This is a genomic window from Armatimonadota bacterium (assembly GCA_028871815.1).
Classification (GTDB): Bacteria; Armatimonadota; Chthonomonadetes; order Chthonomonadales; family Chthonomonadaceae; genus REEB205.
Genome location: JAGWMJ010000001.1, coordinates 1 through 25,850 on the forward strand (window position 1 = coordinate 1; position 25,850 = coordinate 25,850).

Sequence of the window (25,850 nt, forward strand, 5' to 3'; positions counted from 1 at the left end):
CGCATCTGCGATACGATCTTCGCCGGTGACAACGCGGGCGTACTGCTTCGCGGTGTGAACCGCACCGACGTGGAGCGCGGCCAGGTGGTCTCCAAACCCGGCAGCATCAAGCCGCACACCAAGTTCGAGGGCGAGGTCTACATCCTGACCAAGGAAGAGGGTGGGCGGCATACGCCGTTCTTCACCGGTTACCGGCCACAGTTCTACTTCCGCACCACGGATGTAACCGGCGCCATGAACCTGCCGGAAGGCGTGGAGATGGTGATGCCGGGCGATAACATCCGCATCACGGGCGAACTTGGCCAGCCCATCGCGATGGAGGAGGGCCTACGTTTTGCCGTTCGTGAAGGCGGCCATACCGTTGGCGCCGGGGTTGTGACCAAGATACTGGAGTAGGCTGCACGGGCTGAACTGGAGGCCGAGATGGCGCAAAAAGAGGTCCGGGTACTGGTGACGATGACCTGCCCGGAGTGCAAGTCGCGGAACTACACGACGAGCAAAAATCGTCAGAAGACTCAAAAGAAGCTGGAGCTGATGAAGTTCTGCCCGAATCCGAAATGCCGGAAACACACGCGGCACACAGAGGGCAAGTAGGTTTGCCGCTCGCGCCGCGGATTGCGGCGCGAGCGTACAGGGGTGTAGCTCAGCTGGTAGAGCGGCGGTCTCCAAAACCGTAGGTCGCGGGTTCAAGTCCTGCCTCCCCTGCCGGTCAGCGCCGGTGGCGAACACAGGCGCTGCACGTTACTGACAAGGGCCGGCGAGGTACCGGCAAACAACGAAGGGCGAACATGGCAGCAGAAAAAACGACGGGCGCGCCCGGTGAGCCGGTCCGCAAACAGCCGAACTTCTTCGCGGAGGTAATTACCGAGTTGAAGAAGACCACCTGGCCCACCCGCCAGGCAGCCAACCGGCTTACAATGGAAGTGCTGATGGTGCTCCTGGTCGTCGGCATCTACATGGGCACGCTGGATTGGCTTTGCACGCAGATCGTCAACAGGTTCCAGTTGCTGCGCTAACAGGCCCACCGCCGCTACCGCATCCGCCCTATTACGGAAACACCCTTTAATGCAACGACATTGGTACGCCGTCCACACCTACTCCGGCCACGAAAACAAGGTGATGAACAACATCACGAGCCGGGCCAAATCGATGGGCCTGGCGGACAAGATATTTCGCGTGCTGGTGCCCACGGAAGCCGAGTTGAGAACCCGCGCGGGCAAGAAGACGGAACACAAGCGCAAAGTCTTCCCAGGGTACGTACTCATCGATATGGTTCTGGACCCCACCACGTGGCACCTGGTGAAGTCGACGACGGGCGTTACCGGTTTCGTCACGTCGGGTGACAAGGCGATTCCGCTTCAGGAGAGCGAAGTTCAGCAGATTCTGGAGGCGGTTGAGGGCAACAAGCCGACACCGGTGGTGCGCTTCGAGAAGAACGAGGTTGTGCGCGTGATTTCGGGTCCGTTCACGGAATTCACCGGCAAGATCGAAGAAGTGAATGCCGACAAGGAGAAGCTGAAGGTACTGATCTCCATCTTCGGACGCGATACGCCGGTCGAGCTTGATTTTCAACAGGTAGAAAAGATCGTTTAGCGGGAAGAGGAACATGGCGAAGAAGATTACGGCGGTTGTAAAACTACAGATATCAGCCGGCAAGGCTACCCCGGCGCCGCCCGTCGGCTCCAGCCTGGGCCCGTATGGCATCAACATGATGGAGTTCATCAAGGCGTACAACGACAAAACGGCCAGCCAGGTCGGAACGATCGTGCCTGCGGAGATCACCATCTATGAAGATCGCTCCTTCACGTTTATCACCAAAACGCCACCGGCGGCGGAACTGATAAAGAAGGAGTTGAGCCTGGAGAAGGGTTCGGGCGTACCGAATCGAGACAAGATTGGCGTGCTGACCTCAGAACAGATTCGGCGCATCGCCGAGATCAAGATGCCCGACCTGAACGCCAACGATCTGGAGGCCGCCATGAAGGTGGTGGCCGGCACGGCGCGCTCCATGGGCGTGGACGTGGCACAATAGTCCCGGCGCCAGCCGCTGCGGACGGAATCGGAGGGCAGTTTATGCTTCCATCACCCACTATTGCAAAGGCAGTAACGTTTCTGACGCTCGGAAGCATGTGGGCAATCGCCTGCCTGCATGCCGGCAGGACCGACACCGACGTTCCGTTTCACGTTGCCGTAGATCGCCGTGAAACCCGCCAACGCCTCTTCTTTGTCCGATCGGTATGGGTTGCCCTGGCGGCCGCATTCCTTAGCCTGGTGCTTCAGGATCTGCTGCCGCTTGTGTCGTTTGCATCTGTGGCACAGCGTGAACTGCTTCTTGGCGTTCTGCGCTCTGCAGGCGTTTGGGGAATCGTAGTAACAGCGTTCGTATGGGCGCAAACTGCCCATCTGGTTACCGGCCGCTTGCCGGGCTCGCCAGAGATGCGGTCCAGCAGCGACCGCAAGTAGATCCACCGCCGGCGCAATTGCGCCGACACCACCCGTGGGAGGGCGCATGCCCGCTTGCACCACCGGAGAATAATGCATGCCACCGGAAGATCTGAAGACCAATGAAGAGCCTGAGAGGGCCAGTCGATCCTTTGCGACTCGCCGCCGGGAAAAGCGCGGCAGACGCAAACATAGCAACCGATATCTGGAGCTAGTCCGCCGCGTTGGCCGCGGAGCGCCGCGCCCGGTGGATGAGGCGATTGCTCTTGTAAAATCGATGGCGACAGCCGGCTTCGACGAAACCATCGAAGTCGCGGTGCAGTTGGGCGTAGACCCACGCCATGGCGAGCAGGCGGTGCGCGGCACCACCATGCTTCCACATGGCACCGGGAAGGGAAAGGTTGTTTGGGTATTCGCGCGGGGCGATGCCGCGGCCGCCGCTACCGCAGCCGGCGCCGATGTGGTTGGCGCCGAGGACCTTGTTGAACGAATTCAGAAGGCCGGCGGCGCCGAGTGCGACCTGCTGGTCGCCGCGCCGGATATGATGGTTCTGTTGCGCCCGCTTGGGCAACTGCTCAAGGCAAAGATGCCGAACCCCAAATCGGGAACGGTGACGGCAGCGCCCGGCGACATTGTAACGGAAGTGAAAAAGGGTACGCGTACCGAGTACCGCGTGGAGAAGGCGGGCATTATCCACTCGTCCATCGGTAAGGCCAGCTTCCCGGATGACCACCTGCGCGACAACCTTGTGGCGCTATTGCTGGCGCTGATCAAATCAAAGCCGCCAACCTCCAAAGGCAAGTACCTGCGCGCCATCTCAGTCAGCTCCAGCATGAGCCCTGGCGTACCGGTTGATACGGTGGCCGCACAAAAGCTTACCGGCAGGGGCTGACCGCAGTCGCAAGCAAGCATGTGGTTGGCGGGTACACCGGCATGGATAGTTCGACCAGGCGCCTGTAGTTGGGAATGAGCGCCTCGCTCGTCCCTTGTGGTGCATGCCTCTGCGCCGAACGTCAGGATACGACGGCGCGGCGTGATCCAAACCTGGGTTATGCGCACTCACCGCAGTCGTTATCTCCGCCATGGCGCGTAGATGTGGCGGCGGAAACCGACCCCAGCTACGTGTGCAGGCGCATTTGAGCGACGCGAATCCGGTTGAGCGACCGCTCCAACTCGGCCCGAGCCGCTTCCGCTCCGCCCGAACCGCCCCCAACTTCCAGCGCACTGCGCGCCCGATCCGCCGAGGCTTGGGCTCGCTCCACGTCGATCTCTTCGGCCAGTTCCGCTGTATCGGCCAGTATGATCACCTTATTGCCGCTGACCTGGAGGAATCCGCCACTGGTGGCGATGTGGGAACCAAACCCCGTGGGAAGCGTGAGTGAGATCAACCCCACGCGCAGCTCGGTGAGGAAGGAGGCATGGCCTGCCAGCACGCCAAAGGACCCTTCGACGCCGGGCGCTACGATACTTTGCACGTGATCGGAGAAGACCATGCGCTCCGGCGTGACGAGATCGAGCTGAAAGGTGGGCATTTTAGGATCCGTTAACTACGCGGCGCCGGCCTCGATGGTGCGCGCTTTCTCAACCGCCTCTTCCACAGTACCGACCATGTAGAACGCCTGCTCCGGCAGATGATCGTATTTGCCCTCTACGACCTCTTTGAACGAGCGGATCGTATCCTTGATCGGCACGTACTTACCGGGCTGGCCAGTAAACTGCTCCGCGACGCGGAACGCCTGCGACAGGAACCGCTCGATGCGCCGGGCGCGGTTCACCACGGTGCGGTCTTCATCGGAAAGCTCCTCGATTCCCAAAATGGCAATGATGTCTTGAAGCTCTTTATACCGCTGAAGAATCTGCTGAACCTGCCGCGCCACCTGGTAATGCTCCTCACCGACCACGGCCGGCGTGAGGATGCGCGAGGTAGAGGCGAGCGGGTCAACCGCCGGATAGATGCCCTTCTCCGATACCCGCCGCTCCAGATAGACGTAGGCGTCCAGGTGCGCAAAGGTTGTGGCCGGAGCGGGATCCGTTGGGTCGTCGGCGGGCACGTAGATTGCCTGCACCGAGGTTACAGAGCCCTTCCGGGTTGACGTGATGCGCTCCTGCAGGTCACCCATTTCGGTGCCGAGCGTCGGCTGATAACCGACCGCGCTCGGGATGCGGCCGAGGAGCGCGGATACCTCGGAACCGGCCTGCACGAAGCGGAAGATATTGTCGATAAAGAGCAGTACATCCTGGCCCTCCTGCTCTCGGAAGTACTCGGCGATAGTGAGCGCGGAGAGCGCAACACGGAGGCGCGCGCCCGGCGGCTCGTTCATCTGGCCGAAGACCATGGCGGTTTTATCAATGACGCCGGATTCGGTCATCTCCAGCCAGAGGTCATTGCCCTCGCGGGTGCGCTCCCCCACGCCGGCAAACACCGAATAGCCGCCGTGTTCGGTAGCAATGTTGGTGATAAGCTCCTGAATAAGCACCGTTTTGCCGAGACCCGCGCCGCCGAACAGGCCAATCTTGCCGCCCTTGAGAAACGGTGTGAGCAGATCAACGACCTTGAGGCCGGTCTCCAGGACCTCCTGCGTGGGATTCTGGTCGGAGAAGCTCGGCGGTGGACGATGGATGGGCCAGCGCTCCGCTACCTCGATCGAACCCTTCTCGTCAATCGGGCGGCCGAGCAGATTCACGATCCGCCCCAGTACATTCTTGCCGACCGGCACGGATATCGCCTCGCCGGTATCCTGCGCCGGCATCCCGCGCACCAGGCCATCGGTGCTGGACATCGCGATACAGCGCACCACATTGTTGCCAAGGTGAAGCGCTACTTCAACGGTCAGGTTGATGTTTCGGGCGGGATCCGTGATGGTACAGGCATGCAGTATCTGCGGAAGCTCTCCGGCCGGAAAGCCGAGATCAACTACCGGTCCCTGAACCTGTACGATTTGTCCGGTTGCCATGTGGGGCTACTGGCTCCTTTGCGTAGAACCGGCCGCGTAACGACCCGGCGGCGTGGCGAAGCGTGGCGTTGAGACGGGCCGGCATGGGTACGTTGTACCGGCACGCGGTTTGCGTTATTATGAACGCTGAGCGGGAACTTCCTGCCGGGTCGGCGTGATCGCTGCCGAAACGCGGTTCGCGTTTGCATGAAATTTCACAAACTATTCTAGCAGGTTCGGGCAGGCAATACAACCGGTTGCAGCACGGTTAGAGGAGCTTTCCATGAGGCTTGTTCGCTTTAATGAGGGACGCCTTGGCGTCGCGACCCCGAACGGTTCGGTGATCGACCTTGCCGCGGCGGCCGGCCCGGCCGGCATCGAGAGGTTTCCGGCTTCGATGTCGGCTTTTTTGGCGCGCGGAGCTGAGGGCTTCGCAGACGCAGTTCGAACCGCGGACGCGGCATCGCCCACCAGCGTGCTGCCACCCGGATCCGTTCAGCTGCTATCCCCGGTGGGTGATCCGCCGAAGATCATCTGCATTGGTCAGAACTACCGCGATCACTGTGCCGAGCAGAATCAGCCTATACCCGAGCGAGCGATTATCTTCTCCAAATTTGCCACTGCCCTCAACCGGCCCGGCGGCGCAATCGTTCTGCCGAAGATATCGGAACAGGTGGATTACGAGGCGGAACTGGCGTTTGTTATCGGCGTTGGCGGGCGCGACATTCCTGAGTCTGAGGCGCGGCGCCATATTGCCGGCTACATGTGCGCCAACGATGTATCGGCGCGTGACATCCAGTTTGGCGACAAGCAGTGGGTTCGCGGCAAAACGTTCGATTCTTTCTTTCCATGCGGACCATGGCTGGTGACGGCGGACGAGATAGATGATCCGCACAACCTGGCAATCTCGCTGACGCTTAACGGTAAGGTGATGCAGCAGTCGAATACGGGAAACCTGGTCTTTGGCGTCGACTCGCTGGTCAGTTATCTTTCGCAGGTGGTTACGCTGCAGCCTGGCGATATCGTAAGCACCGGTACACCGGGCGGCGTTGGCGTATTCCGCGATCCACCGGTGTTTCTGCTTCCGGGTGACGAGGTGGCGGTCACCATCTCCGGGCTTGGAACGCTCACGAACACGGTAACGGCTGCCTAGCCGTTCAGCACTTCCGCCACGGAGACTTCCGCCATAACCTCCGCGGAGCGGTACGCTGCCAGGACTACGGCCAGATTGAGCAATCCATCGCGCGGCGTGCCGCGGAGTTGTTGAATGCCGTTGACTGCGTCCACAAAGTTCCGGATTTCGCCGTCAAAGGTATCCTGCCAGTCGTAAGCCGGCATCATCACGTTCGGTTCACTGCCCGGATACCAGGCCACTACGGCGCCAAGTGGGCTTCCGACGCTTACGCAACCCGTTGTGCCAAAGAGGGTGAGTACCGGCGCGCCGCCGCGCCCGGTGGCGGCATGCGTGGCGAAGAGCTGGCCCAGCACGCCACTGGCAAAGCGCATCGAGAGGCTCGCGGTATCTTCCGACGCGGCGCCTAATTCCGGCCGGTGCCGTGCACAGGCTGCGAAAACCGTCTCAATATCGCCGGCCACCTGCCGCATGGCATCTACGACGTGGATTGCCCCGTCTATCAGGTGGCCGCCACCCGCCAGACTGAGATCGCCACGCCAGCCGCTGTTCATTTCCGCGCGTTGGTAGTGGCTGTAAGCGGCCTGTACCCCAACCAGATCGCCGATTTCGCCGGACGCCGCTGCATCCGCCGCCATCGCTATCGTCGCGGCAAATCGCATGTTCTCGCCGTGCATCAGTACCACCCCGCTCCGCACCGATGCATCGATCATCGCCCGGCAATCCTGAACGCTGATTGCCAGGGGCTTCTCGCACAGAACGTGCTTGCCGGCGTTCATCGCGCGGATGGCGTACTCAGCATGAAGGTGGTGTGGCAGGCACAGGTCCACGGCCTGAATGGCGGGGTCGTCGAGGAGCATTTGGAACTCCACACACGAGCGGGCGTTCCACTTCTCTGCAGTCTGAGCGGCAAGCGCTCCATTCACGTCGCAGCAAACGGTCACCCGCGCAGAATCGGTCACGTGCTGCCAGGCGCGCATATGCGCTCCGCTGATGACGCCACATCCCACGAGCGCTGCATTGATGATTGAGTTCGCCATAGGTCTTCGGCTACCGTAGCTTGCGCTGGGGTTTAGGTCCAGCCGGTGCGATTTCGTCTGCCGGCTGCGGAACTCCTGCGGGGAGCAGGCAAAACAGATGCCGCCGGTGAAGTTACAAAAGCGGAGGAGAGAACCACCACCATGGGAATTCGGGTCTTCGAGCTCAACCACGTGGCGATTAACGTTAGCGACCTGGACCGTTCCATTCGGTTTTACGGTGAAACCCTGGGACTGCCGCAGATTGCGCGGCCGGCATTCGCGTTTCCTGGCGCCTGGTTCGCACTCGGCTCTCAGGAACTCCACCTCATCGCAGACTGGCCTCCGCCTACCGGCCCACGTTTGCACCACCACTTCGCGCTGCGTGTACCCAATGCCTTCGAGGCGCGCAGGCACCTTGAGGAGCATGGCGTTGCGGGCCTTCGTGGCCCGGCGCCGCGTCCAGATGGCCCCATGCAGTTGTTCTTCACCGACCCGGACGGCTACAGCATTGAGATGTACTCGCTGCCGGACAACGACCCGGGCAGCACGGGAGGTTCCAAATGACCGGTACTACCATGACCCCGGTGCACGATGTAATGTGCACCACCACTCTTGAGGTCGACGGCTTCGAGATTACGCGCCACCTGGGGATTGTGCGCGGGATTACAGTCCGTACTCGGGGCGCGCTGTTTCAGATCGCTGTGGGGTTGCGTCAGATGGTCGGTGGGCGTATCGGCGCCTATGTGGAGTTGTGTGAATACGCCCGCGAGGAGGCGCTGCAGTACATGCTGACGCATGCCCGCGAGCATGGCGCCAACGCAGTGGTTGGCATGCGCTACGACGCCACGGAATTGGGCCCGGGCATCACCGAGGTTCTCGCTTACGGCACGGCGGTGGTCGTCCAGCCGAAGACGGGCTGAAGGCGCAGGATGGAACATGACGGCGAATCCAGCGGCGACGCCATGTTGTTGGCCGCCATACTGAACCATCGAAGCATGGAGGAGGCCAACCGCTGTGTTGCCCGGCTGGCAGCCACCGAGTTTCGGGGCGACGCGGATGGTTTATCATGGTTCGCGAGCCGGATAGCGAGCCCGGTAGCCAACATGGTAGTACGCACCCGCCTCGGCGGGCCACCGCGTGAAGGAGCGATCGAAAACCTTCTCGATACCTACCGCAAGCTGGGCAGCCCCATCGCCTGGCTGGTTGGGCCCGCCTCAACGCCCGGCAACCTGGACAAAGAACTCGAGGCCCATGGTCTTATAAACCAGACGCAGTTGCCGCTGATGAATATCGACCTGGAGAAGTACAGCTCGACGGCGACGCCAGCGGGAGTCACGATTTCCGAGGTAGAGACGGATAGCGAGCTCGCGACTTTCACGGATATAGCCGCTGAAGCGTTTGAATGTCCACGTGGCGCCATCGCTCTCTGGTCCGATGCCGGTATGCGCATGCCACGCGACGGTGAGGTACGCGCCCGGATGTTCCTGGCCTCGCTGGATGGCGTGCCGGTCGCCACGGCCCAGCTTGCGGTGGCGCTGGGCGTGGCCGGAGTCTACGCGGTGTCGACCCTCCCGAAAGCACGCGGCCGGGGTCTCGGCACTGCAGTGACGTGGGCAGCGCTTACCGCGGGCCGCGAGATGGGATGCCGGGTGGGCACGCTGCAGGCGTCGCCAATGGGCAAACCGGTCTATCACCGAATGGGCTTTGTAGAGGTTGGTGCGATCTCGCTGTTCGGATTCGGCGGCGGATGACGTCGGAAGCCGGCTCGGCGTTCTCGCAGATCGCGCCGATCTACGATGAACTGATGCGGGGAGTACCGTACGGCAAGTGGTACAACTACGTGCTGCTGCTGCTCCAGCGCAACGGCCGGAGTCCGACGAGCGCACTGGACCTTGCCTGCGGCACCGGCACATTCAGCCTGCTGCTGGCGAAGAGCGGTATGGCGGTAACCGGTGTGGACCGCTCCGCAGGCATGATCGACGAGGCCCGCCGAAAAGCGTCCGCACAAAACCTGGATGTTCGATACCTGGTACAGGAAGCCAGCGCTCTCGACGTCGGCGGCGAGCCGTTCGATCTGTGCGTATGCCTCTTCGACAGTCTCAACTATATCCTGGATGACACCGCCCTGCTGCAGTGCTTCTCGCGCGTGCGCAGCAGCTTGACGCCACGCGCCGCGTTCATCTTTGACATGAACACGGAGTTCGCCCTGGCCAACGAGTTCTTTGACCAGGAGGTGCTGGATGAGGAGGAGCCTCTACGCCACCGGTGGCTCAGTCGCTATGATGCAGATACGGGCCTGTGCCGCGTCGAGATGGAGTTCTGGATTCGCCGGCAGGACGGCACGGACGAGATGCTGCACGAAACCCATGTTCAACGGGCGCCCTCCGTGGAACAGGTGACACGCCTGTTGATGTTGGCGGGATTCCGTCGCGTGGAGGCGTTCAACAGCTTCACCCTGGCGCCACCGGGCCCGTGCTCCGACCGGGTGCATTATGTAGCGTTACCTGCATAGCAAACCGTTTCCGATACCGAAGAGACTCAACAACCAGTCGGAGCGGTCTGGCGTGGATTCTGGTTAATAGGGTTACTTTAGCTATAAGTTTATTGACATACCATACGATCAAGCAGGTACACTGGCGCGTGACAGAGCGGCCTGCGGCGACGCATGGCCGCGATTTTTTGCTATCAGAGGATTCGCGTGCCGATACATCTGCAAGGAACGCAAGCGATCAGCGACCAGGGCCACCTGACGGTTGGAGGCTGCGACACGGTTGCCCTGGCGGCGGAATTCGGCACTCCGCTCTATGTACTGGACGAGGATGCGCTGCGGGGCAACCTCAATCGGTACCGCACGGCATTTGAACAGGCGTACCCCCGCTGTCGCTGCTACTTCGCCGGTAAGGCCCTGCTGAATCTCGCCGTGGTGCGCATAGTGGATGAGGCTGGCTGGAACCTGGATGTAGCGACGGAGGGCGAATTGGCGGTCGCCGTGGCGGCCGGACTACCGGCGGCGCGAATCGCGTTTCACGGCAGCAACAAGTCGATGGGTGAAGTGATGGCCGGCCTGGGCGCCGGCATTGGCCACTTTGTGCTGGACAATCAGCACGAACTGGAACTGCTGCGCACGGCCACGGCACAGACCGGCAAGCGAGTGCGTGTCATGGTGAGGTGCACGCCCGGTGTGGATCCGCAAACGCACCGGCTGATTCGAACCGGGCAGGCGGATACCAAATTCGGCTTTAACATCACCGATGGCTCGGCGCTGAAGGCGGTTGCCGGCGTGCTGGATACCCCTCATCTGCATTTTGTAGGCCTCCACTGTCACATCGGATCGCAGTTGCAGGATGCGGAGACACACGAGCAGGCAGCGGCGATTATGGCGTCGCTTACGCGCGAAGTTCACGCTCAACTAGGCGCCCGGGTGGAGGAGCTGAATCTTGGTGGCGGGCTTGGCGTCCGCTACAGCGACGCCGACCATCCGCCTACCTACGCGGAGTTTGCCGCACGGGTCTCCGGCGCTTTGAAGGCTGCGCTGGCAATGGATGAGGATCGCCTGCCGGTACTGGGCCTGGAACCGGGCAGATCCATCGCCGCCGAGGCCGGCTTGACGCTCTACACGGTCGGAGCGATTAAATCGGTTCCGGTTTCGGAGCCGGCCGGACGTAGAAAGTACGTTTCGATTGATGGAGGCATGTCAGACAATCCGCGGCCTCAGATGTACGGTGCAGTTTACAGCTGTGTGGTGGCAAATCGAGCGAACGAGCCGCACACGGAAGTCTGTGCACTCGCGGGCAAACATTGTGAGACCGACGTATTGGTGCAGCGGGCGCATCTGGCGCACGTTGAGGCGGGCGACACGGTAGCGGTACAGACCACAGGCGCCTATAACTCTACGATGGCCAGCAACTATAACCGAATGCCAAGACCTGCGATGGTGTTGGTTGGCGCAGGTAAGCCTGACTTGATTGTAGAGCGGGAGTCGTTATCGGATTTGCTCCGCCGGGAGCGCGTTCCGGAGCGGCTTGCCAGGCGTCCGGCCGCCAACGTGGCAGTGAACTGATCGAATGGACTCCCGATGACGTTTACCGGCTTTGCAATTGGTCTGATAGTTATTGTTCTAGGCCTATCCTTGCACGAGTTTGGGCACGCGCTAGCGGCTGATCGTCTCGGCGATCCCGGCCCGCGTGCTGCTGGGCGCTTGACCATCCGGCCGGATCGGCACATGGAACTGTTTGGGTTTGTTTTTATTGTCATTACACTGTATGCCGGATTCGGGCTAGGTTGGGCCAAGCCGGTAATGGTGAATCCGCGATGGTTCCGCAGGCCAAAGCGCGACATGATGCTGGTTGCCTTGGCGGGGCCGGCCATGAACCTGGCTCAGGCGCTGGCGTTTGCGCTGGCCTTGCGGCTGTTATTTGTGGTCGCGCCGGTATTCTACGGACATGCCGCGCTTGCGGCGTTTATACTGAGGATTTGTGCAGCTGGAGTGATCCTGAACATCGCGTTGATGCTTTTCAACCTGCTGCCGATCTTTCCACTGGACGGCTCGAAGGTTGTCGCCGGCCTGATGCCGGATCGGATGTCGATGGCATGGACGGCCTTCGGCCAACGGTACGGTGCACTCTGTCTGATCGGACTATTCCTGCTCGGTGGGCGGCTTCTCGGCAACACGCTTGAGCCCGCAACATTTCATTTGGCACGCCTGCTGATGCCGGCAGGGCTCTTCTAGTCGGAGGTAGAGCGGTGGATCCGGATCATCCTGGCGCCGGTGGGCGCCGACGCCTTTTAAGCGGAATGCAGCCGACCGGTGACGGCGCGCTGCACCTGGGAAACCTGGAAGGCGCGCTAAGAAACTGGATCGCGCTGCAGAACGATTACGAGATGTTCTGCTGTATTGTGGATTGGCACGCCCTCACGACACGGTACGACGACTCACGGGCTATTGGCCCCGCGTGCCGGCAGGTGGCTGCAGATTACATCGCTTCGGGCCTGGACCCGGCACGGTGCGCGATCTTCTTGCAGAGCATGGTGAAGGAGCACGCCGAGCTACACCTCCTGCTCTCAATGATCACGCCGGTCGGATGGCTGGAGCGCGTGCCAACGTACAAGGAAAAACGCGACCTGTTGGCCGAGCGCGGGGTCGGTGACGAATCGGTTTCGTACGGCCTGCTTGGCTATCCGGTACTTCAGGCGTCGGATATTCTGGTGTACCGGGCACATGTGGTGCCCGTTGGCCGCGATCAGGCAGCGCATCTGGAGGTGACGCGGGAGATAGCGCGCCGCTTCAACCGGCTTTATGGACCCGTGTTTCCGGAGCCGGAGGCAGTGATTCCTGCAACCGCGGCTGCAGTTCCGGGACTGGACGGTCGCAAGATGTCGAAATCGTACGGCAACGCGATCTATATGCGCGACACCGCCGACGAGGTTGCGGCAAAGATACGAGGCGCTTTCACAACGCCGACCAAAATCCGCAAGTCCGACCCGGGCGTGCCGGAGAGCTGCGTGGTCTGTCAGCTTCGCCGTCTGTACGATCCTTCCGGATACAGAGCGTCCTGGGACGAGGATCGGGCCGGCGAGCGCGGATGCATGCAGAGCAAGACCGAGCTGATTGAAATCGTGAACTCTGTTCTCGAGCCGATTCGCGTGCGGCGGGCCGAACTGCTGGCCGATCCCGTTGAACTTGACCGCGTGCTGATGGCCGGAGCCGAGAAAGCGCGACCTGTAGCGGCCGACACGCTGAAGCAAGTGCGCGAGGCTATAGGACTGCCGTAGCGGAACCCGGCGAGAGCCGGTTCACCATCGGCCCCAGGCCGGTTTCAGGCTGCAGTCGGACGGATCCGAAAAATGATTTCCGGCCCGATACTTTTCGGCCCGCCCGGCCGTCACCTCTATAACCTGTGACATCTTTGGAGGAACTATGGTCGCTGCAACCGAGATTGGGAATACCTTGAACGCCACCCTGCCCTGCAGGGATCTCTACGAGGCGGTGCAGACGGTGGCTCACGCCGTGAGCGACCGTACCACCATCGCTATACTCTCTCACATACTGATCGAGTCCGAGGAGGGCGCCCTGCGACTGATCGGATACGATGGCGAAGCATTGAGCATGAGCTGCCGCGTGGCCGCCAGCGTTTCGCGGCAGGGAATGCTGACGGCGCCGGCAAAAACACTGGTCGGCGTTCTGAGCAATCTGACCGAAAACCGCGACGTGGATATCTCCAGCGACGTCGGTTCCACCGTGCAGATTCACTGCGAGCGCTCCACAACGAAGGTTTTGGGCCGTTCTCCCGCCGATTTTGTACGCCCGCCGGACTTGCGAAACGACGCTGTGTGCACCGTGCCGCAAGTTTTGCTGCGCGAGATGATCCGCCAAACGGCGTTCGCCGTCTCGGGAGATGAAACGCGCCGGACACTCAACGGCGTGTTGATGTCGTTTGACGGCGAGACGCTGCGGATGGTGGCTACCGATACGCATCGGCTGGCGCTGCGAACCACCGAGGTCGGGAGTGGGGCCGTGGTGCGAGACGCCATTGTGCCGGCCCGCACTATCAAGGAGCTTGGCCGCCTCCTTACCGATGCTGCCGGCGACGTGACGATAACCCTTTCGGGGAACCAGGTGCGGTTTGACCTGCCGGGTGAGACCGAGACACAGATCGGCTCGACGCTCATCGAAGGCCAGTTCCCAAACTACAACCGGGTTATTCCCGGCCAGTACAACAAACGCGTGACCATGAACACCTCGGCGCTGACCCAAGCGCTGCGCCGCGCGCAGGTTGTAGCCCGTGAGAATGCCGGACGCGTGATGATGACGGTCGGACAGGATACCGTAGAACTGAGTGCCGAGAGCGCGATTGTAGGGTCATCGCTGGAGGAGCTTGAGGCTTCGAGCGACGGCGACGAGATGGTGCTGGCGTTCAACGCCGGTTATCTGCTGGAAGCGCTGGCGGTGATGGAGACCGACAAGGTCCACATCGATCTTACCGAGCCGCTCAAGCCGGCTGTGGTGCGGCCAGCTACCGAGGAGCCCGAATCGGCGACGGACCGGTTTCTGTACGTCCTGATGCCGATGCAGCTGGTGTGAAAATGTGCGCGCTGGAGTCTGCATCTGTGTCGCCCTCGGCTTCACGTATGAAGCCGGGGGCGCACAGTACGTCAGCACCTTCTTTGTGCGGCACGACCTTATGCACGATCATCCTCAGTCGCACACGCTTTTCTTGACCCTCTACGAACTCGTCGGTAAGGACGGTAAGCAGTTCGTTAAACGCACGGCTTAGGACGCTCTTCGCATCGCACCGCGAACGCTTCGAGCCGGGCTGCCTTGCTGGACGGGACGGGAGGACGCCACGACGATTCTCCAGGCCCTTACGGCGTGCGGCGATGTCGGCAGACAAATCGGCGTAAGCGTCCGCCAGTAGACCGCTTGAAATGCCGGCGATCTCCGCTTTGACGAGCCAATTGGTGCATTCCGCATCGGAGCCGATTACACCAGAAAGAAATATGCAAAGTATTGCAATCTGTTTAAAATCGCTCAGTGGAGGCCGTAGTTGTCTTAAGACCGGCTCATGCGGGTCTGCTTTGAGGCGTTACCAAGTTGGAGGCTTCGCGATCGATCCCTTTGCATCGCTCAAGTTGGCAGGAAACTGGCTCGTGCTGAGGTGGTGGACGGTGATATTATTGAAGCTTGCTGCTACGCTTTGCAGCTTGTGATTGGGATGAGTTGTAGACGGGCGATAAATATGTACCGGCTTTCCTAGGTCTTTACAGACAATGCGCACTGCTTCGGCTAGGTCCGAGTCATTTGAGACGAGAGCAGCAGCATCGAATCGACCTAAGTGAGCATCATGCACGAGATGGGTCGCGATGTTGTCATCAGTACCCTTCTCTTCCGAACGACGAACAAGCACAAAACTCGGTGCCATTCCGGTGATTGGCATCCCATCCCGCAATCGCGCCTCTATTTCGGCTACCGAAGCTTCTTCGGGAAGCCTCGTCTGCTGCCCAAGGCATAGTTTCTGAGAGAAGGCATGCAAGTCCAGCCACTTATAGGCCGTCCCTTAGAGCGCACCATTGTAGAGATTGAATCCATCTATGTAAACCGAGATGTTCACAGAATGTCCTGAAAAGCAAAAACCGCCCGGAGGCGGTTTTTGCAACTCATGTTAAGACATGAGCGGGTTATGCCGCTATTATGACATATCCGACTTAAGAGTCAAGGGTAAGAGCAAAAAGGCTCGACAATTCTCTTTGACATCTCACCTGCACTCTGGCAAGCCAGAAAGCCAGCAAGCAAGCCAGCGAGTGGATGAAGATCATTACGGTAACAGGCTTCAAAGGCGGAGCGGGTAAGAGCACTATTCGCACTCACCTTGACGCATGTTTCAGCGCCCTGGGTCAAACCTTGCTGGTGGACGGCGCGCCAAGCCACACCGCCATCGCCCGGGCGCGATGAGGACAACTGCCCTTTGAAGTCGCTACGGCACAGCAGAGCCTTAGGTCTGTTTCCGGAAAAGGCTGGGTTGTTTTCGACACGCCCGCCAGACCCAATAGCGAAGACCTTGCCGAATCGATCAAAGGCTGCGGTCGGCTGGTTCTACCGGCATCGCTGGGTCTCGTTAGCCTCCTCCCAGTGGTCGAGACGTTGAAGGCGCTCGGGAGTGCCAACTATCAGGCACTGACTACGATTGTTCCGCCAAAGCCAGGCAGGGACGGGGAGGCGGCCCAAGAGGAACTGTGATCTGCCGGGTAGTCAACGTTTATCACGATTACTCGCCGGTCGGTGGATTTCACCAGAGCGACTGTAGGCGGCGTTACGGTTCGTGACTTGGCCGACCCACAACCTGCGGCAGCCTGGGTGGACTACCAAGCACTTGGCAGTGAAACCCGGGTGGCTGTTGCGTGAAGAGGTCCGATTCTGCTTCATCCCTCTCGGACGCGATCTGGGCAGCTAGCCGGGAGCGCTTTCAGCAGGTTAGCCAGCATGCCAGCTTGTCAGAAAGACAGCCAAGAAACACGGGCGCGGCAGAGTTGGTGAACCTGTCGGCCAGGGTAGACAAGCGCCAACGCCCGCACCGGCTGATCGAAGCAAGGAGAAGCGGGATGAATCTGACTGAAGCGATCGCCGAGGCACTCAATAAGCGATCCGGTAAAGCCCCCTTATGAGGCATCTGCCTGGGACATAATCGCGTGCGTACATTGTTTAAGGGTGTTCCAGAACGGCTAACCACACGGATGACCACGTGCGGATCCGCTTGCGCACATTACAAACGATGCAACTGGTGTAGTAAGCCCGCACGTGCCGGAGCGCGGATCGAAGGGTCGGCTGCAGCGATGCACCCGAACCCTTTGCTCATCTCACTGCGCGCTTATGCCGCGGGCTGTTTGCGGCCCTGCCCAAACGCACGGCGGCTGACGACGCCGCGACCCTCCACAACCTCGTAGATGGCTGCGGCCGGAAGGTTGGCAAGCGTGGTCTGAGCGCCGGAGGGCCACGTGATGGCAACAGTGTCGGCCTGCGTCGCGGTCCCCAACCCGACGGTCACCGGCAGTTCACTCTGCGAGCAGTACGACGAACCGCTGCGTACGCGGTATCGCTGCACCCCGGATCCGACATGCACCGCAATGGCGGCACCGATCGCGCTGCGATTGCTCCGCGTGCCGGTAAGCTCCAGCCTGAGGGAGTTGTGCCCGGGTTTACCGCTGTTTCTGAGCAGACGTGCCGCGCCGTTGTTGGTGCTCACCGCGATATCCGGCACACCGCGCAGCATATAATCGGCGTAAGCGGCGCCGCGGGCGACCATGGGCCGGGCAATATCGGCGCCCGCAGACCGCGACACGTTTTCGAACTGGCCGTTGCACAGGTTGCGGAACAGCAGCGGCGACTCTGCGTAGGTCACCTCCCGCTGAATCTGCTGGATGGTGTCGTCGATATGGCCGTTAGCCACAAAGATGTCGTTCCAGCCATCACCATCCAGATCGGCGAAGAAACACCCGAACGAGAGCGAGAGTAGACTTGGAGTGCCGATCCCAGCCTGCGCAGCCACATCGCGGAAGATCCGTCCGTCGTTGTGATAGAGCGACAGCATCTGATTGGAAAAGTTGCCGATGATAAGGCTTGGCCGTCCACACCGGTCGTAGTCGGCAGCGTCAATCCCCATCGCTCCGCGGGCCGTTCCGTTATCGGGGAATGCAATGCCCTCACGCACTCCGACCTCGGCAAATGTGCCGTTTCCGCCATTCCGAAACAGATAGTTCGGTTCCGTGTCATTGGCGATAGCGATGTCGGGCCAGCCGTCGTTGTTGTAATCCAGAACGGCCACGCCTAACGACTTACCCTGAAGCGAACGTCCGTTGGAATCGTGCAGCAAGCCGGCGCGGCCGGCAATGTTGGTAAAGCGGCCTTTGCCATTGTTATGGTAGAGCGCGAGAGGTGCGCCGGCGTATTGCTGCGGTGTGCAGTAGACGCGCTCACCGTTTCGCGGGCACGGAATGTCGGTGGAAGGCGTCCACTGGACGTAATGACAAACCAGTAGGTCCAGGTGACCATCGCGGTCGTAATCCACCCAGGCGGCGCTGGTGCTCCAGCCGCCATCGGCTACTCCGGCCTCGGCTGCGACTTCTGTAAAGCCGCCACGGCCGTTGTTGTGAAACAGGTAGTTGCGTCCTAAGCCCGTAACGTACAGGTCGGGAAAGCCGTCGTTGTCGTAATCTCCAACGGCAACGCCCATACCGTACATGCGCACGTTGAGGCCGGCGCGGGCCGTAACATCGGTAAATGTTCCGTCGCCGTTGTTGCGGTAGAGCGCGCAAACGCCGTCCGGAGCGGTTCCGTATCCCGCCGGCGCGTGGACGCCCGCGGAGGCAAGTTCGGCGGGAGTCCAGTTTCGGCTATTTACAAGAAACAGATCCTGGAAGCCATCTCCATCGTAGTCGATCCATGCGACGCCGCTGCCCATCGTCTCGGGAAGCCACTTCAATCCAAACGCGCCGTTCACATGGTTGAAGTGAACTCCGGCCTGTTCCGTTACATCCGCAAATGTGATGCCGAACGGCGTCGCGACTGCCTCAGGCGCAATTGAACGCGGGCCCCGCTTTCCGCAGCCCTGAGCGGCTGCAAGCGCTGCGGCGCCAACTCCGGTGATGAACTGCCGGCGGTCCGGCCGCACGGCGCGAGATGAACTCATGGGCGCTCCTGCATGTTCTACGCTTACGCCACCTATCGCCGGGCTACACGCTGCGGCGCCGGGCCAGCGGATGCCGTCCATTGGCCGGTGGGGTATCCCTGCTTCAACCAGCGCACGTACCAGGCCGGTGGCGGACGCGAAATACCGGTGGCGTGCTCGTGAATCGGTTGTGCGAGATTGTTTACGTTTGGATGCTTGCGCAGGTAGTTGCCCGCGAGCGCTGTGCTCAGTTCATCGGCCTTGAACCTGTTATACAACTCCTCGTGAACCGCGGCCAGTTTCATGTTCCCCTCACCACGGAAGCACTTCATCAGGTTGTAGTGCGCGGTAGCGTTCTCGGGATCGATAGATGTGGTTACCAGGAACTGTCGGACAGCCTCAGGAAAGTTACCGAGCCGAAAGAGAATCTCACCGTACAGGTTTCGTACGTTACGATCCTGCGGGAAGACTTGCGTTACCTGCCGCAATGTACCGCAGGCGCGCCGGAGCTGGCCCAACTCAAACTGTGCGCGTGCATAGAAGAATCGGGTTCGCGCTATCAGCCATGGATTCATCGGTGTTGCGTGCGCGGCATACCGTGTGAACGCGTTGTTGAAGTCTGAAATGGCCGCGCCGGCGTCACTCTCGGCAAGGTCGGCCCGCCCGAGGTTCACCCAGCCTTCCGGCCACTGCGGGCTTAGCGCGATGACACGGTGGAAGGCACGCTTGGCGCCACTGAGATCGCCTTGCAACAGCAGCCCGATACCGTAATCGTTCCAGCGGATGCGATCGACTGGCGGATTCGGCGGTGTAACGTGTACCGGCGCGTGCGCACCGGCCGCCACTACGGGAATGGTTACGGAGTTTTGCGCCAGCACGATAATCGGCAAAACCGGCGGCGCCTTTATCTTGCCGGAAACACGCGAGAGGTCGGCATCGTACAGCAGCTTGCGATCATCCCAGCCCCACGCGACCGGGCCGCTGGTCTTGCCCACACCAACCGCAGTAGGTACCAATCCGTTCGGCGCAGATTTGGGTTCGTCGGGCGTGCGGCTTGCATACGCAAACCAGGTATTGCGCCAGCTGAACTTCCGATAGTTGAGCTTGGCGGTAAGGGTGATCGAGTTGCCGCAGTTTTTCGGAATTGGAATCCGGAAGTGAACCACGTCGGCGGCGCCGGGCGGAATTGCCTTCGCATACACAACCGCGCGCTCCGCCCATGCGTTCCGCTTATCGATGATGTGGCCGTGCTTATCGATCAGCAGCGCGCGGTACTGCTCCGCGCCGGGCTCAACCGGGCCGTTCTTCCACTGAAGTGAGCCGGAGTGGTAGATAACATGCCCGTTGCTCTCTTTGGCGATCAGTTCCACCCAAACATCAAATGCGTCAAATGTACCCCCGGGGAAGGCATGCCCCATCTTGAGTGTACGTACGACGACATCCACGAGCGGATCCTCGCCCCGATGCAATACGGCGCCCCGGTTGATGGGCGCCGTGATCTGGTCCTGGTCGGTGGCGCCAGGCGCCTGGAGAGGCATACCTGAAGTGGTGCTCAGTCCGTTATAGCCTTGTGGCGCCGGCCGTGGGGCGCTCACTTTCGGTTTCGGCTGCTGCGACCGCCGAATTGCGAAGATGTCTACCGAGAGCGCCTTGTCGGTCAAAAACTTCGTCACGGTATCCAGCTGCTTTTTGTCGTGGTTTACAAATGGCAAGGCGGTATTGGCGGCAGGGAACCGGTGGGAATGGACAAACCCCTCGATATTGCCGGCGTCGCCCGAGGCGACCAGCGGCATGTGGCAGTCGGCGCACGTTTTGAACGCGGGACCGCCCGATTTTGGGTCAACAGGATAGTAGAACGAGGCGGCGCCGAAGCCCGAGACCCCGCTCGACTGCCACGCGTCGTACTCATCGAATCCGCGGAACCATCGGTAGTCGTTGACCGGCACATCGAGGTGTACCTTATGGCAAGCGGAGCAGAACTTGGCCGTATCATCCACGTGGAACGGCCGCAGAAACGTTTTCGCGTGCGGCTCGGGCGCGATCCGTGTGAGAAACTCGTACAGGCCGTGCAGAAGCGGGTTCTGCGTCATGATCACCTTGTGCATTGGCGGGTAATCGGCGAGATAGTCGTTGTTACCCATCGTGCTCTTGACATGAACGATGGAATGGCACACCGCGCATCCGATACCGGCATGCGACCACGGGTACTGCTCAGGCGGCCAATCCTGATTGGCAATCGGCAACCCGAAGCGTGATTTACCCGGGTTGTGCGGGTCCTGCGTAAGGAGCACGGCCATGTCGTGGCAGCCGCCGCACCACTGCGAAGGCTTGGTACCAATCACATCCTGCATGTACTCGATAGATTTGCGGTACCACTGGTTGTTGAACGAGGCGAAGTGGTGCGCGGAACTGGACCACTGCCGATAGATATCGGGGTGACAGCCCCGCGCTCCGCACGTTTTGGAATCGATAAAGTAGGCTTTGGGAAAGAACTGTCCGTCAACGGTTTGCGCGGAGGCCGGGAAGAACTTACCGGTGGCGCCATCGCCCTCCAGCTCCATGCTGGCCGGGGCGAGGGCGGGGTTGTGAATAGAACGGTCAGTATTCGGTGCGAAGGCGGTGTAGAGGTAGAGCGCGAGTAGCGGCGCTCCCAGCACGATGCCAAGCTTTAGGCTGAGCCTCCGGGCGGAGGTTCGCTGTGGCGATGGCTGTACAGGCCGGAGCCACAGCCATGCCAGCGCTGCCAGAACGGCCACGGCCGAGGTGACATCGTGCAGCGGCTCGATGGTGTGCCGGGTCCCGATCGGCAGCCACTGCAGGCCGATTGGGAGGAACGTCAACCCTGTGGCAAGCGACCCGGCAAGAGCCACCAGTGCAACGCGCCCGAAGACGGCCGACACAGAACCACGGGAGACTGCCCAAAGCCGCCGGATACGCCGGCAGAACCAGCCGAGCGCTGCCAGACCGATGGTGAGGTGAAGGAGCAGAGCTCCTTCGTAGAAAACGGCTGCCACCTGCAGGCGGGGTGGTCCGGAAGCATGATTGGCGATGTAGAGCCAGGCCGAGTCGAAAAGTAAGGTTGTTACAACTACGGCAACAACCGTACGGGACCTGCTCAGGCCTGGCGCTTCTACAGACATCAGCTAATGTACGGCGCCGGCCGCGGCTGCGATACGGCCGGAACTACTTCCTGTGGGTACGGCAGACGTTAGCCGTTCTCCGCTGTATTTACCCGAGATCGGCGAGCGCCTTTTGCGCCGCATCCTTGACCGCCTGATCCCTGGTTTCGGACGCCAGGTTTTGAATCGCGGCCGCGGCAGACTTATCACCGCGGGTATGCAGTGCGTTGATGGCGTCGACCGCCAGTACCGGCGGATTAGAGGGTTTAAGCAGCGAGACCAGGACCGCGGTAACCGAGGCATCGCCAGCCGGAAGTGCTGCAAGGTGTTTGATTGCGTCGGCCCGCACACTCACCGCCCTCTCGCTGCCCTGCGACGCGAGCGTGAGGACCGGCAGAACCGCGTCGGTGTTATCCGCCGTGAGCGCGCTCACCACGGTGGCGGCCAACTGGTCGCCGGGCGAGCGGACCGCCACCTGATGCGTGAACGCGTCCAGGTTCGCCTTGTCGTTCCAGCCGGCGAGCGTACGGAGGCCGGCTTCCACGACGCTGTACTGCTCGGTATCGCTGAGCGCGGCGGTACGCTCCGTGGCCACATCGGCATCGGTAGCCGGGAGGCGGCCGAGCGCGGCCAGAGCAGCGGCCCTCCGATCTGGTTCGGTCATCACTGCGGCCTGGCTGCGAAACAGCGGGCGCATCCACTCCTGCGCGCCGGCGCCCAGTATCGTGAGGAACGCAGATGCGGCGAGTGGACTCTTCTCATTGGCCAGCGCGCCGGCGATGAGGCGTGCATTGGCGTCTGTCAGCGCCTGCGTTGGCTGAGGCCGTGGCTGGCCCCGCCGGAACCTCTGGAAAGGCGGCACCACTCTGGCTGCGAGCAGATTGGCGGCGGCGACCCGGTCGACCACACATGGCGCATGTTCGAGAATCACAGGCAGCTCATCAGGCGTCCAGCCACTGGATTTCATCTGCTTGAGCAATGAGTGGTCCGGATCGAGGAGTACGGCGCCGGGACGCGATGCCGCCGGGAACGTAAAGGTCTGGTCCCTGGCATCGAGCGTGAAGGCATGTCGCGTAACAGCGCCCGTCTCTCCGTCTATGGCGGCAAGGGTAAGCGGCATGTTGTAGATCGGTGTGCCGTTGGAGGTGTCCTGCTGCTGCAGCACCTCAACGGAAACCGAGCCGGCACCCTGATCGTAATTCCACGTAAACGACAGGACGGGGTGGCCCGGCTTGAATATCCATTGGTCGAAGAACGGCCCAACGTTGATTCCACTGCTGTCGGTCAGAGCCTTTTCGAGGTCCTTGGTATCGACCGGCGTGAACTGGTTTGTTCTCAGGTAGTGGCCCATCCCGCGCCAGAACGGCCCGTCACCCATCCAGAGGCGCAGCATGTTCAGAATGAGGCCGCCCTTGGGGTAGGTGTGGCTGTCGAACATCTGGTTCTTGTCGGAGTACATCAGGTCGCGCACCGGGCGAATATACCGGGATGCCTCGAATAGATACTGCCGCTCAGCGCGGTCGCGATCGAAATCGCCAGCGTCCTTTCCATTCAGATGGGTGGTGTACATCATCTGCATGAATGTAGCGAAGCTCTCGTTCAGCCAGATATCGCCCCAATCCTTGCAAGTGACGTTGTCGCCAAACCATTGGTGCGCCAGCTCGTGGGAATCAAGGCTGGCCATCGGGTACAGACCGGCGCGCAGATCGGTAAGGCTGTTCGCCCCAAGCGTGGTGGCGCTGACGTTTTCCATGCCACCGCCAAAGTCGATCATGGCGTCCTGGGCGTATTTTGGCCACGCGTATTTGTATCCCAGCTTATCCGAGTAGAAGCTGAGCATATCGGGCGTGTTTCCGAAGCTGCCCGGGATCATCCAGCCGCGCCCCTTGGGCACAACGTAGTAGAGTGGAACACCGCGCCACTCGGCCTTCTGGATATCGAGTTCACCACCAGCCAGCGAAAGGAGATAGGTGGAGTGCGGCAGTTTCATCTGCCAGTGCACCGTTCGCGTGTGGTTCGCCGGGTCAACCGTGTCGCTGATGAGAGCGCCGTTGCCGATGCATTCCCAGGCCTCCGGGACCGTTACAATCTCATCGCTGGCGCACTTATCGTTGGGATAATCGTACAGCGGTACCCAGTGGTGGTTACCGTCGGTTTCTCCCTGCGACCAGAATCCCGGCACCCGATCCGGCTGGTTGGGGTCAGCGTCGATCCAATGCCATCCTCCGGCGCCGTTTGCCCCGCCAAAGCGGCCACCACCCGGCATTGCATAGTGAATTGCTACCGAGACGTACTGCCCACGGGCGAGCGCGGAACCGTTGTCGATGAAAAGCTGCTCTCCCGTGTGCGTAAATGGCTTGGAGACGCCGCCTATGGTGCAAGAACTAATGGTGAGATTCGCGCCGGCATCCACCTCAATCTTGCGGAGCCCATCGCGAAGCGGCGCCAACTCATGGGTCACGACCCCTGCCGCGCTGTGTGTGGCAGGATCGATACTCAGCACCAGGTTGAGGTGGCGCACGTGGTAATCACGCGTTCGCGCGTAGTGCATGTGGGCAAGCGGTGGCTCCCACGCGGCTTGCCCCTGCGGCCCGCGAAACTGGGCGCCGGCGACGGCGCCCGGGAAGATCAGCAATGCCAGTGCGGCCGCTTTCGTCAAGTATGGTCTGTTGGTGAACTGCATTTCGAGTACCTGCTATGGGCAATTCCGACCCGGCGTGTAACGTGGCGACGAAGGAATAATCTGCGCGATACAATCCAAAACTCGCACTCGTATTCGCTTCATGTGGCACAGATTCCTGCGAGAACCGCGACTCAAGTGACCGGCTGCCGCCTCTGCCGGTGAACAGCAGCGATCCGCCTGCCGTTGTGGCGCGACCTGAACATGGCGGTTGAGTGCGACGGGCGCGCCAAGCCGTTATAATGCAACGGCATCACGCACCGGAGCGGCACACCGCATACATGGAACCACTCTATGGATAGTCTGCTGCGAATCGGCCTGGTCGGTTGCGGAGGAATGGGCGCGGAACACATTCGCATTATCCGTACGCTGCCGGATGTGGAACTCGTGGGCATCTGTGATGAGCGCCCGGAGCGTGTGCAGCGCATGAATGGGCAGTACGGTACGCCGTTCTGGCTGGATTACACGCGCTTTCTGGAGCAGGCTCGCCCGGATATCGTACATATATGCTCTCCGTCCGGGCTTCACGCCCTGCATGGTATCTGCGCCGCCCGTCGTGGCGTTCATGTGTTGTGCGAGAAGCCGCTGGATATCTCACTTGCTAATGCAGATCGCTTCGTTACAGAGTGTGAACGCGCCGGGGTACTGCTGGGCTGCATCTTCCAGCGCAGAATGAGCGCCGGTGGCCGCGCCGTGCGCGCAGCAATTACTGCGGGTAAACTTGGCCGTATCATCTCATGCAGCGGATCGGTCAAGTGGTGGCGATCTCAGGCATATTACGACAAGGACGCCTGGCGCGGTACGCTGGCGCTTGATGGGGGCGCCCTGGCCAACCAGGGCATTCACACTCTGGACCAGATGCTCTGGCTTGCAGGACCGGTTGAAGAGGTGGAGTTTGCCCGATTGTCGACCGAGGCGCACAAGATGGAGTGTGAGGACGTGGCGCTTGTTGTTATGCGCTATGCCTCCGGCGCGCGCGGCATGCTGGAAGTGACAACCTGCTGCCGGCCGGACCTTTCCACACGGATCGAGCTTTACGGGGAGTATGGCTCCGCGGCCCTGCGTGACGCCCAGGTAACTGCGTTTGGTGTGGCCGGCGAAGACCTGTTGGCCAGCCTCACCGACCCTGGTGAGCGAACGGGCGGTGGCTCCGAACCGTTCGACATCAGTCTGGCAGGACACCGCTCCCAGATTGTGGACTTCTACGACGCAGTACGCAACAGACGCCCGCCGGCAGTGGATGGTCATGAAGGACGCAAAGCAGTTGAACTGCTGACGAGAATCTATCAAAAGGGCCTACCCGGCGCCGTCCTGGGTACGCCTCTCGAACTGCCGTCTGCCTAGCGGTGCGGTGAAGGATATCCAG

The 25,850-nt window shown here is 61.1% G+C and carries 25 protein-coding genes and 1 tRNA gene; 19 read left to right on the plus strand and 7 right to left on the minus strand.

All coding sequences use genetic code 11. The features are described from left to right. The 8 genes from tuf to rplA all read left to right on the plus strand — a co-directional run. On the plus strand, positions 1-396 hold a 396-nt coding region (gene tuf / locus KGJ62_00005), incomplete at its 5' end, for an elongation factor Tu (protein ID MDE2124957.1). A gap of 27 nt (positions 397-423) precedes the next feature. Beyond that, on the plus strand, positions 424-594 hold the full coding sequence (rpmG, locus tag KGJ62_00010) for a 50S ribosomal protein L33 (protein ID MDE2124958.1): 171 nt from the start codon (positions 424-426) through the stop codon (positions 592-594). Positions 595-632: 38 nt separating this feature from the next. After that, positions 633-705 (plus strand) — tRNA-Trp (locus KGJ62_00015). Positions 706-788: 83 nt separating this feature from the next. Continuing rightward, the gene (gene secE / locus KGJ62_00020) at positions 789-1,016 is read left to right on the plus strand and encodes a preprotein translocase subunit SecE (GenBank protein ID MDE2124959.1); all 228 of its coding nucleotides are present in this window, start codon (positions 789-791) and stop codon (positions 1,014-1,016) included. Between the two features lie 49 nt (positions 1,017-1,065). After that, positions 1,066-1,593, plus strand: coding sequence for a transcription termination/antitermination factor NusG (gene nusG, locus KGJ62_00025; protein ID MDE2124960.1), 528 nt, complete (start codon positions 1,066-1,068; stop codon positions 1,591-1,593). Positions 1,594-1,606: 13 nt separating this feature from the next. After that, positions 1,607-2,032, plus strand: coding sequence for a 50S ribosomal protein L11 (gene rplK, locus KGJ62_00030; protein MDE2124961.1), 426 nt, complete (start codon positions 1,607-1,609; stop codon positions 2,030-2,032). 41 nt (positions 2,033-2,073) lie between these two features. Next, the gene (locus KGJ62_00035) at positions 2,074-2,463 is read left to right on the plus strand and encodes a hypothetical protein (GenBank protein MDE2124962.1); all 390 of its coding nucleotides are present in this window, start codon (positions 2,074-2,076) and stop codon (positions 2,461-2,463) included. Between the two features lie 76 nt (positions 2,464-2,539). After that, on the plus strand, positions 2,540-3,334 hold the full coding sequence (gene rplA, locus KGJ62_00040; protein ID MDE2124963.1) for a 50S ribosomal protein L1: 795 nt from the start codon (positions 2,540-2,542) through the stop codon (positions 3,332-3,334). A 226-nt stretch (positions 3,335-3,560) separates the two neighbouring features. Here rplA and KGJ62_00045 read toward each other — a convergent pair whose 3' ends face one another. Both KGJ62_00045 and atpD read right to left on the minus strand, forming a co-directional pair. Then, a complete protein-coding gene (locus KGJ62_00045) occupies positions 3,561-3,974 on the minus strand; it encodes a F0F1 ATP synthase subunit epsilon (GenBank protein MDE2124964.1) in 414 nt (137 codons plus the stop codon). Between the two features lie 15 nt (positions 3,975-3,989). Next, positions 3,990-5,396: a F0F1 ATP synthase subunit beta gene (atpD, locus tag KGJ62_00050; protein ID MDE2124965.1), complete on the minus strand. Its 1,407-nt coding sequence runs from the start codon at positions 5,394-5,396 to the stop codon at positions 3,990-3,992. 262 nt (positions 5,397-5,658) lie between these two features. On the opposite strand from atpD, the gene KGJ62_00055 reads away from it, so the two are divergent. Next, a complete protein-coding gene (locus tag KGJ62_00055) occupies positions 5,659-6,528 on the plus strand; it encodes a fumarylacetoacetate hydrolase family protein (GenBank protein ID MDE2124966.1) in 870 nt (289 codons plus the stop codon). On the opposite strand, the gene KGJ62_00060 is transcribed toward KGJ62_00055, so the two are convergent. Then, the gene (locus tag KGJ62_00060; protein MDE2124967.1) at positions 6,525-7,547 is read right to left on the minus strand and encodes a Gfo/Idh/MocA family oxidoreductase; all 1,023 of its coding nucleotides are present in this window, start codon (positions 7,545-7,547) and stop codon (positions 6,525-6,527) included. The two genes, KGJ62_00055 and KGJ62_00060, sit on opposite strands and share 4 nt — an antisense overlap. 147 nt (positions 7,548-7,694) lie before the next feature. Between KGJ62_00060 and KGJ62_00065 the strand changes: the two genes are divergently transcribed. From KGJ62_00065 to KGJ62_00105, 9 genes are all read left to right on the plus strand, one after another. After that, complete coding sequence (locus KGJ62_00065; protein MDE2124968.1) at positions 7,695-8,090, plus strand: VOC family protein; 396 nt, start codon at positions 7,695-7,697, stop codon at positions 8,088-8,090. A 32-nt stretch (positions 8,091-8,122) separates the two neighbouring features. Further along, entirely contained in the window at positions 8,123-8,446 is a 324-nt protein-coding gene (locus KGJ62_00070) for a YbjQ family protein (protein MDE2124969.1), read from the plus strand. Between the two features lie 9 nt (positions 8,447-8,455). Further along, positions 8,456-9,277 carry a GNAT family N-acetyltransferase gene (locus KGJ62_00075; GenBank protein ID MDE2124970.1) on the plus strand — a complete coding sequence of 274 codons (822 nt, stop codon included), beginning with the start codon at positions 8,456-8,458 and terminating at the stop codon, positions 9,275-9,277. Then, on the plus strand, positions 9,274-10,038 hold the full coding sequence (locus tag KGJ62_00080) for a class I SAM-dependent methyltransferase (GenBank protein ID MDE2124971.1): 765 nt from the start codon (positions 9,274-9,276) through the stop codon (positions 10,036-10,038). The genes KGJ62_00075 and KGJ62_00080 overlap by 4 nt, the downstream gene beginning before the upstream one ends. A 153-nt stretch (positions 10,039-10,191) precedes the next feature. After that, entirely contained in the window at positions 10,192-11,586 is a 1,395-nt protein-coding gene (gene lysA, locus KGJ62_00085; GenBank protein ID MDE2124972.1) for a diaminopimelate decarboxylase, read from the plus strand. Between the two features lie 15 nt (positions 11,587-11,601). Further along, on the plus strand, positions 11,602-12,255 hold the full coding sequence (locus KGJ62_00090) for a site-2 protease family protein (protein ID MDE2124973.1): 654 nt from the start codon (positions 11,602-11,604) through the stop codon (positions 12,253-12,255). A gap of 65 nt (positions 12,256-12,320) precedes the next feature. Further along, positions 12,321-13,298 (plus strand): tryptophan--tRNA ligase, encoded by a 978-nt coding sequence (trpS, locus tag KGJ62_00095; protein MDE2124974.1) that lies wholly within the window; start codon positions 12,321-12,323, stop codon positions 13,296-13,298. A 145-nt stretch (positions 13,299-13,443) separates the two neighbouring features. Further along, positions 13,444-14,607 (plus strand): DNA polymerase III subunit beta, encoded by a 1,164-nt coding sequence (gene dnaN, locus KGJ62_00100; protein ID MDE2124975.1) that lies wholly within the window; start codon positions 13,444-13,446, stop codon positions 14,605-14,607. A 4-nt stretch (positions 14,608-14,611) separates the two neighbouring features. Beyond that, on the plus strand, positions 14,612-14,800 hold the full coding sequence (locus KGJ62_00105) for a hypothetical protein (GenBank protein ID MDE2124976.1): 189 nt from the start codon (positions 14,612-14,614) through the stop codon (positions 14,798-14,800). Between the two features lie 309 nt (positions 14,801-15,109). On the opposite strand, the gene KGJ62_00110 is transcribed toward KGJ62_00105, so the two are convergent. The 4 genes from KGJ62_00110 to KGJ62_00125 form a co-directional block, all read right to left on the minus strand. Beyond that, positions 15,110-15,445 carry an NYN domain-containing protein gene (locus KGJ62_00110; GenBank protein MDE2124977.1) on the minus strand — a complete coding sequence of 112 codons (336 nt, stop codon included), beginning with the start codon at positions 15,443-15,445 and terminating at the stop codon, positions 15,110-15,112. Between the two features lie 1,443 nt (positions 15,446-16,888). Then, positions 16,889-18,706, minus strand: coding sequence for a CRTAC1 family protein (locus KGJ62_00115; protein MDE2124978.1), 1,818 nt, complete (start codon positions 18,704-18,706; stop codon positions 16,889-16,891). Between the two features lie 32 nt (positions 18,707-18,738). Further along, positions 18,739-21,825: a tetratricopeptide repeat protein gene (locus KGJ62_00120; protein ID MDE2124979.1), complete on the minus strand. Its 3,087-nt coding sequence runs from the start codon at positions 21,823-21,825 to the stop codon at positions 18,739-18,741. An 88-nt stretch (positions 21,826-21,913) separates the two neighbouring features. Further along, positions 21,914-24,487, minus strand: coding sequence for a hypothetical protein (locus KGJ62_00125; GenBank protein MDE2124980.1), 2,574 nt, complete (start codon positions 24,485-24,487; stop codon positions 21,914-21,916). A 291-nt stretch (positions 24,488-24,778) separates the two neighbouring features. Here KGJ62_00125 and KGJ62_00130 point away from each other — a divergent pair, with 291 nt between their 5' ends. Next, positions 24,779-25,828 (plus strand): Gfo/Idh/MocA family oxidoreductase, encoded by a 1,050-nt coding sequence (locus KGJ62_00130; GenBank protein MDE2124981.1) that lies wholly within the window; start codon positions 24,779-24,781, stop codon positions 25,826-25,828. The last annotated feature ends 22 nt before the right edge of the window (positions 25,829-25,850 follow it).

What these genes read in the sequence shown, in the direction of transcription:
- KGJ62_00075 (MDE2124970.1), top strand. Translation starts at nt 8,456, where the DNA reads ATGGAACATGACGGCGAATCCAGCGGCGACGCCATGTTGTTGGCCGCC.
- KGJ62_00055 (MDE2124966.1), top strand. Translation starts at nt 5,659, where the DNA reads ATGAGGCTTGTTCGCTTTAATGAGGGACGCCTTGGCGTCGCGACCCCG.
- rplK (MDE2124961.1), top strand. Translation starts at nt 1,607, where the DNA reads ATGGCGAAGAAGATTACGGCGGTTGTAAAACTACAGATATCAGCCGGC.
- KGJ62_00080 (MDE2124971.1), top strand. Translation starts at nt 9,274, where the DNA reads ATGACGTCGGAAGCCGGCTCGGCGTTCTCGCAGATCGCGCCGATCTAC.
- KGJ62_00120 (MDE2124979.1), bottom strand. Translation starts at nt 21,825, where the DNA reads ATGTCTGTAGAAGCGCCAGGCCTGAGCAGGTCCCGTACGGTTGTTGCC.
- KGJ62_00060 (MDE2124967.1), bottom strand. Translation starts at nt 7,547, where the DNA reads ATGGCGAACTCAATCATCAATGCAGCGCTCGTGGGATGTGGCGTCATC.
- rplA (MDE2124963.1), top strand. Translation starts at nt 2,540, where the DNA reads ATGCCACCGGAAGATCTGAAGACCAATGAAGAGCCTGAGAGGGCCAGT.
- KGJ62_00070 (MDE2124969.1), top strand. Translation starts at nt 8,123, where the DNA reads ATGTGCACCACCACTCTTGAGGTCGACGGCTTCGAGATTACGCGCCAC.
- KGJ62_00125 (MDE2124980.1), bottom strand. Translation starts at nt 24,487, where the DNA reads ATGCAGTTCACCAACAGACCATACTTGACGAAAGCGGCCGCACTGGCA.
- rpmG (MDE2124958.1), top strand. Translation starts at nt 424, where the DNA reads ATGGCGCAAAAAGAGGTCCGGGTACTGGTGACGATGACCTGCCCGGAG.
- nusG (MDE2124960.1), top strand. Translation starts at nt 1,066, where the DNA reads ATGCAACGACATTGGTACGCCGTCCACACCTACTCCGGCCACGAAAAC.
- KGJ62_00115 (MDE2124978.1), bottom strand. Translation starts at nt 18,706, where the DNA reads ATGAGTTCATCTCGCGCCGTGCGGCCGGACCGCCGGCAGTTCATCACC.
- KGJ62_00130 (MDE2124981.1), top strand. Translation starts at nt 24,779, where the DNA reads ATGGATAGTCTGCTGCGAATCGGCCTGGTCGGTTGCGGAGGAATGGGC.
- secE (MDE2124959.1), top strand. Translation starts at nt 789, where the DNA reads ATGGCAGCAGAAAAAACGACGGGCGCGCCCGGTGAGCCGGTCCGCAAA.
- KGJ62_00090 (MDE2124973.1), top strand. Translation starts at nt 11,602, where the DNA reads ATGACGTTTACCGGCTTTGCAATTGGTCTGATAGTTATTGTTCTAGGC.
- atpD (MDE2124965.1), bottom strand. Translation starts at nt 5,396, where the DNA reads ATGGCAACCGGACAAATCGTACAGGTTCAGGGACCGGTAGTTGATCTC.
- dnaN (MDE2124975.1), top strand. Translation starts at nt 13,444, where the DNA reads ATGGTCGCTGCAACCGAGATTGGGAATACCTTGAACGCCACCCTGCCC.
- lysA (MDE2124972.1), top strand. Translation starts at nt 10,192, where the DNA reads ATGGCCGCGATTTTTTGCTATCAGAGGATTCGCGTGCCGATACATCTG.
- KGJ62_00110 (MDE2124977.1), bottom strand. Translation starts at nt 15,445, where the DNA reads ATGGCACCGAGTTTTGTGCTTGTTCGTCGTTCGGAAGAGAAGGGTACT.
- trpS (MDE2124974.1), top strand. Translation starts at nt 12,321, where the DNA reads ATGCAGCCGACCGGTGACGGCGCGCTGCACCTGGGAAACCTGGAAGGC.
- KGJ62_00035 (MDE2124962.1), top strand. Translation starts at nt 2,074, where the DNA reads ATGCTTCCATCACCCACTATTGCAAAGGCAGTAACGTTTCTGACGCTC.
- KGJ62_00045 (MDE2124964.1), bottom strand. Translation starts at nt 3,974, where the DNA reads ATGCCCACCTTTCAGCTCGATCTCGTCACGCCGGAGCGCATGGTCTTC.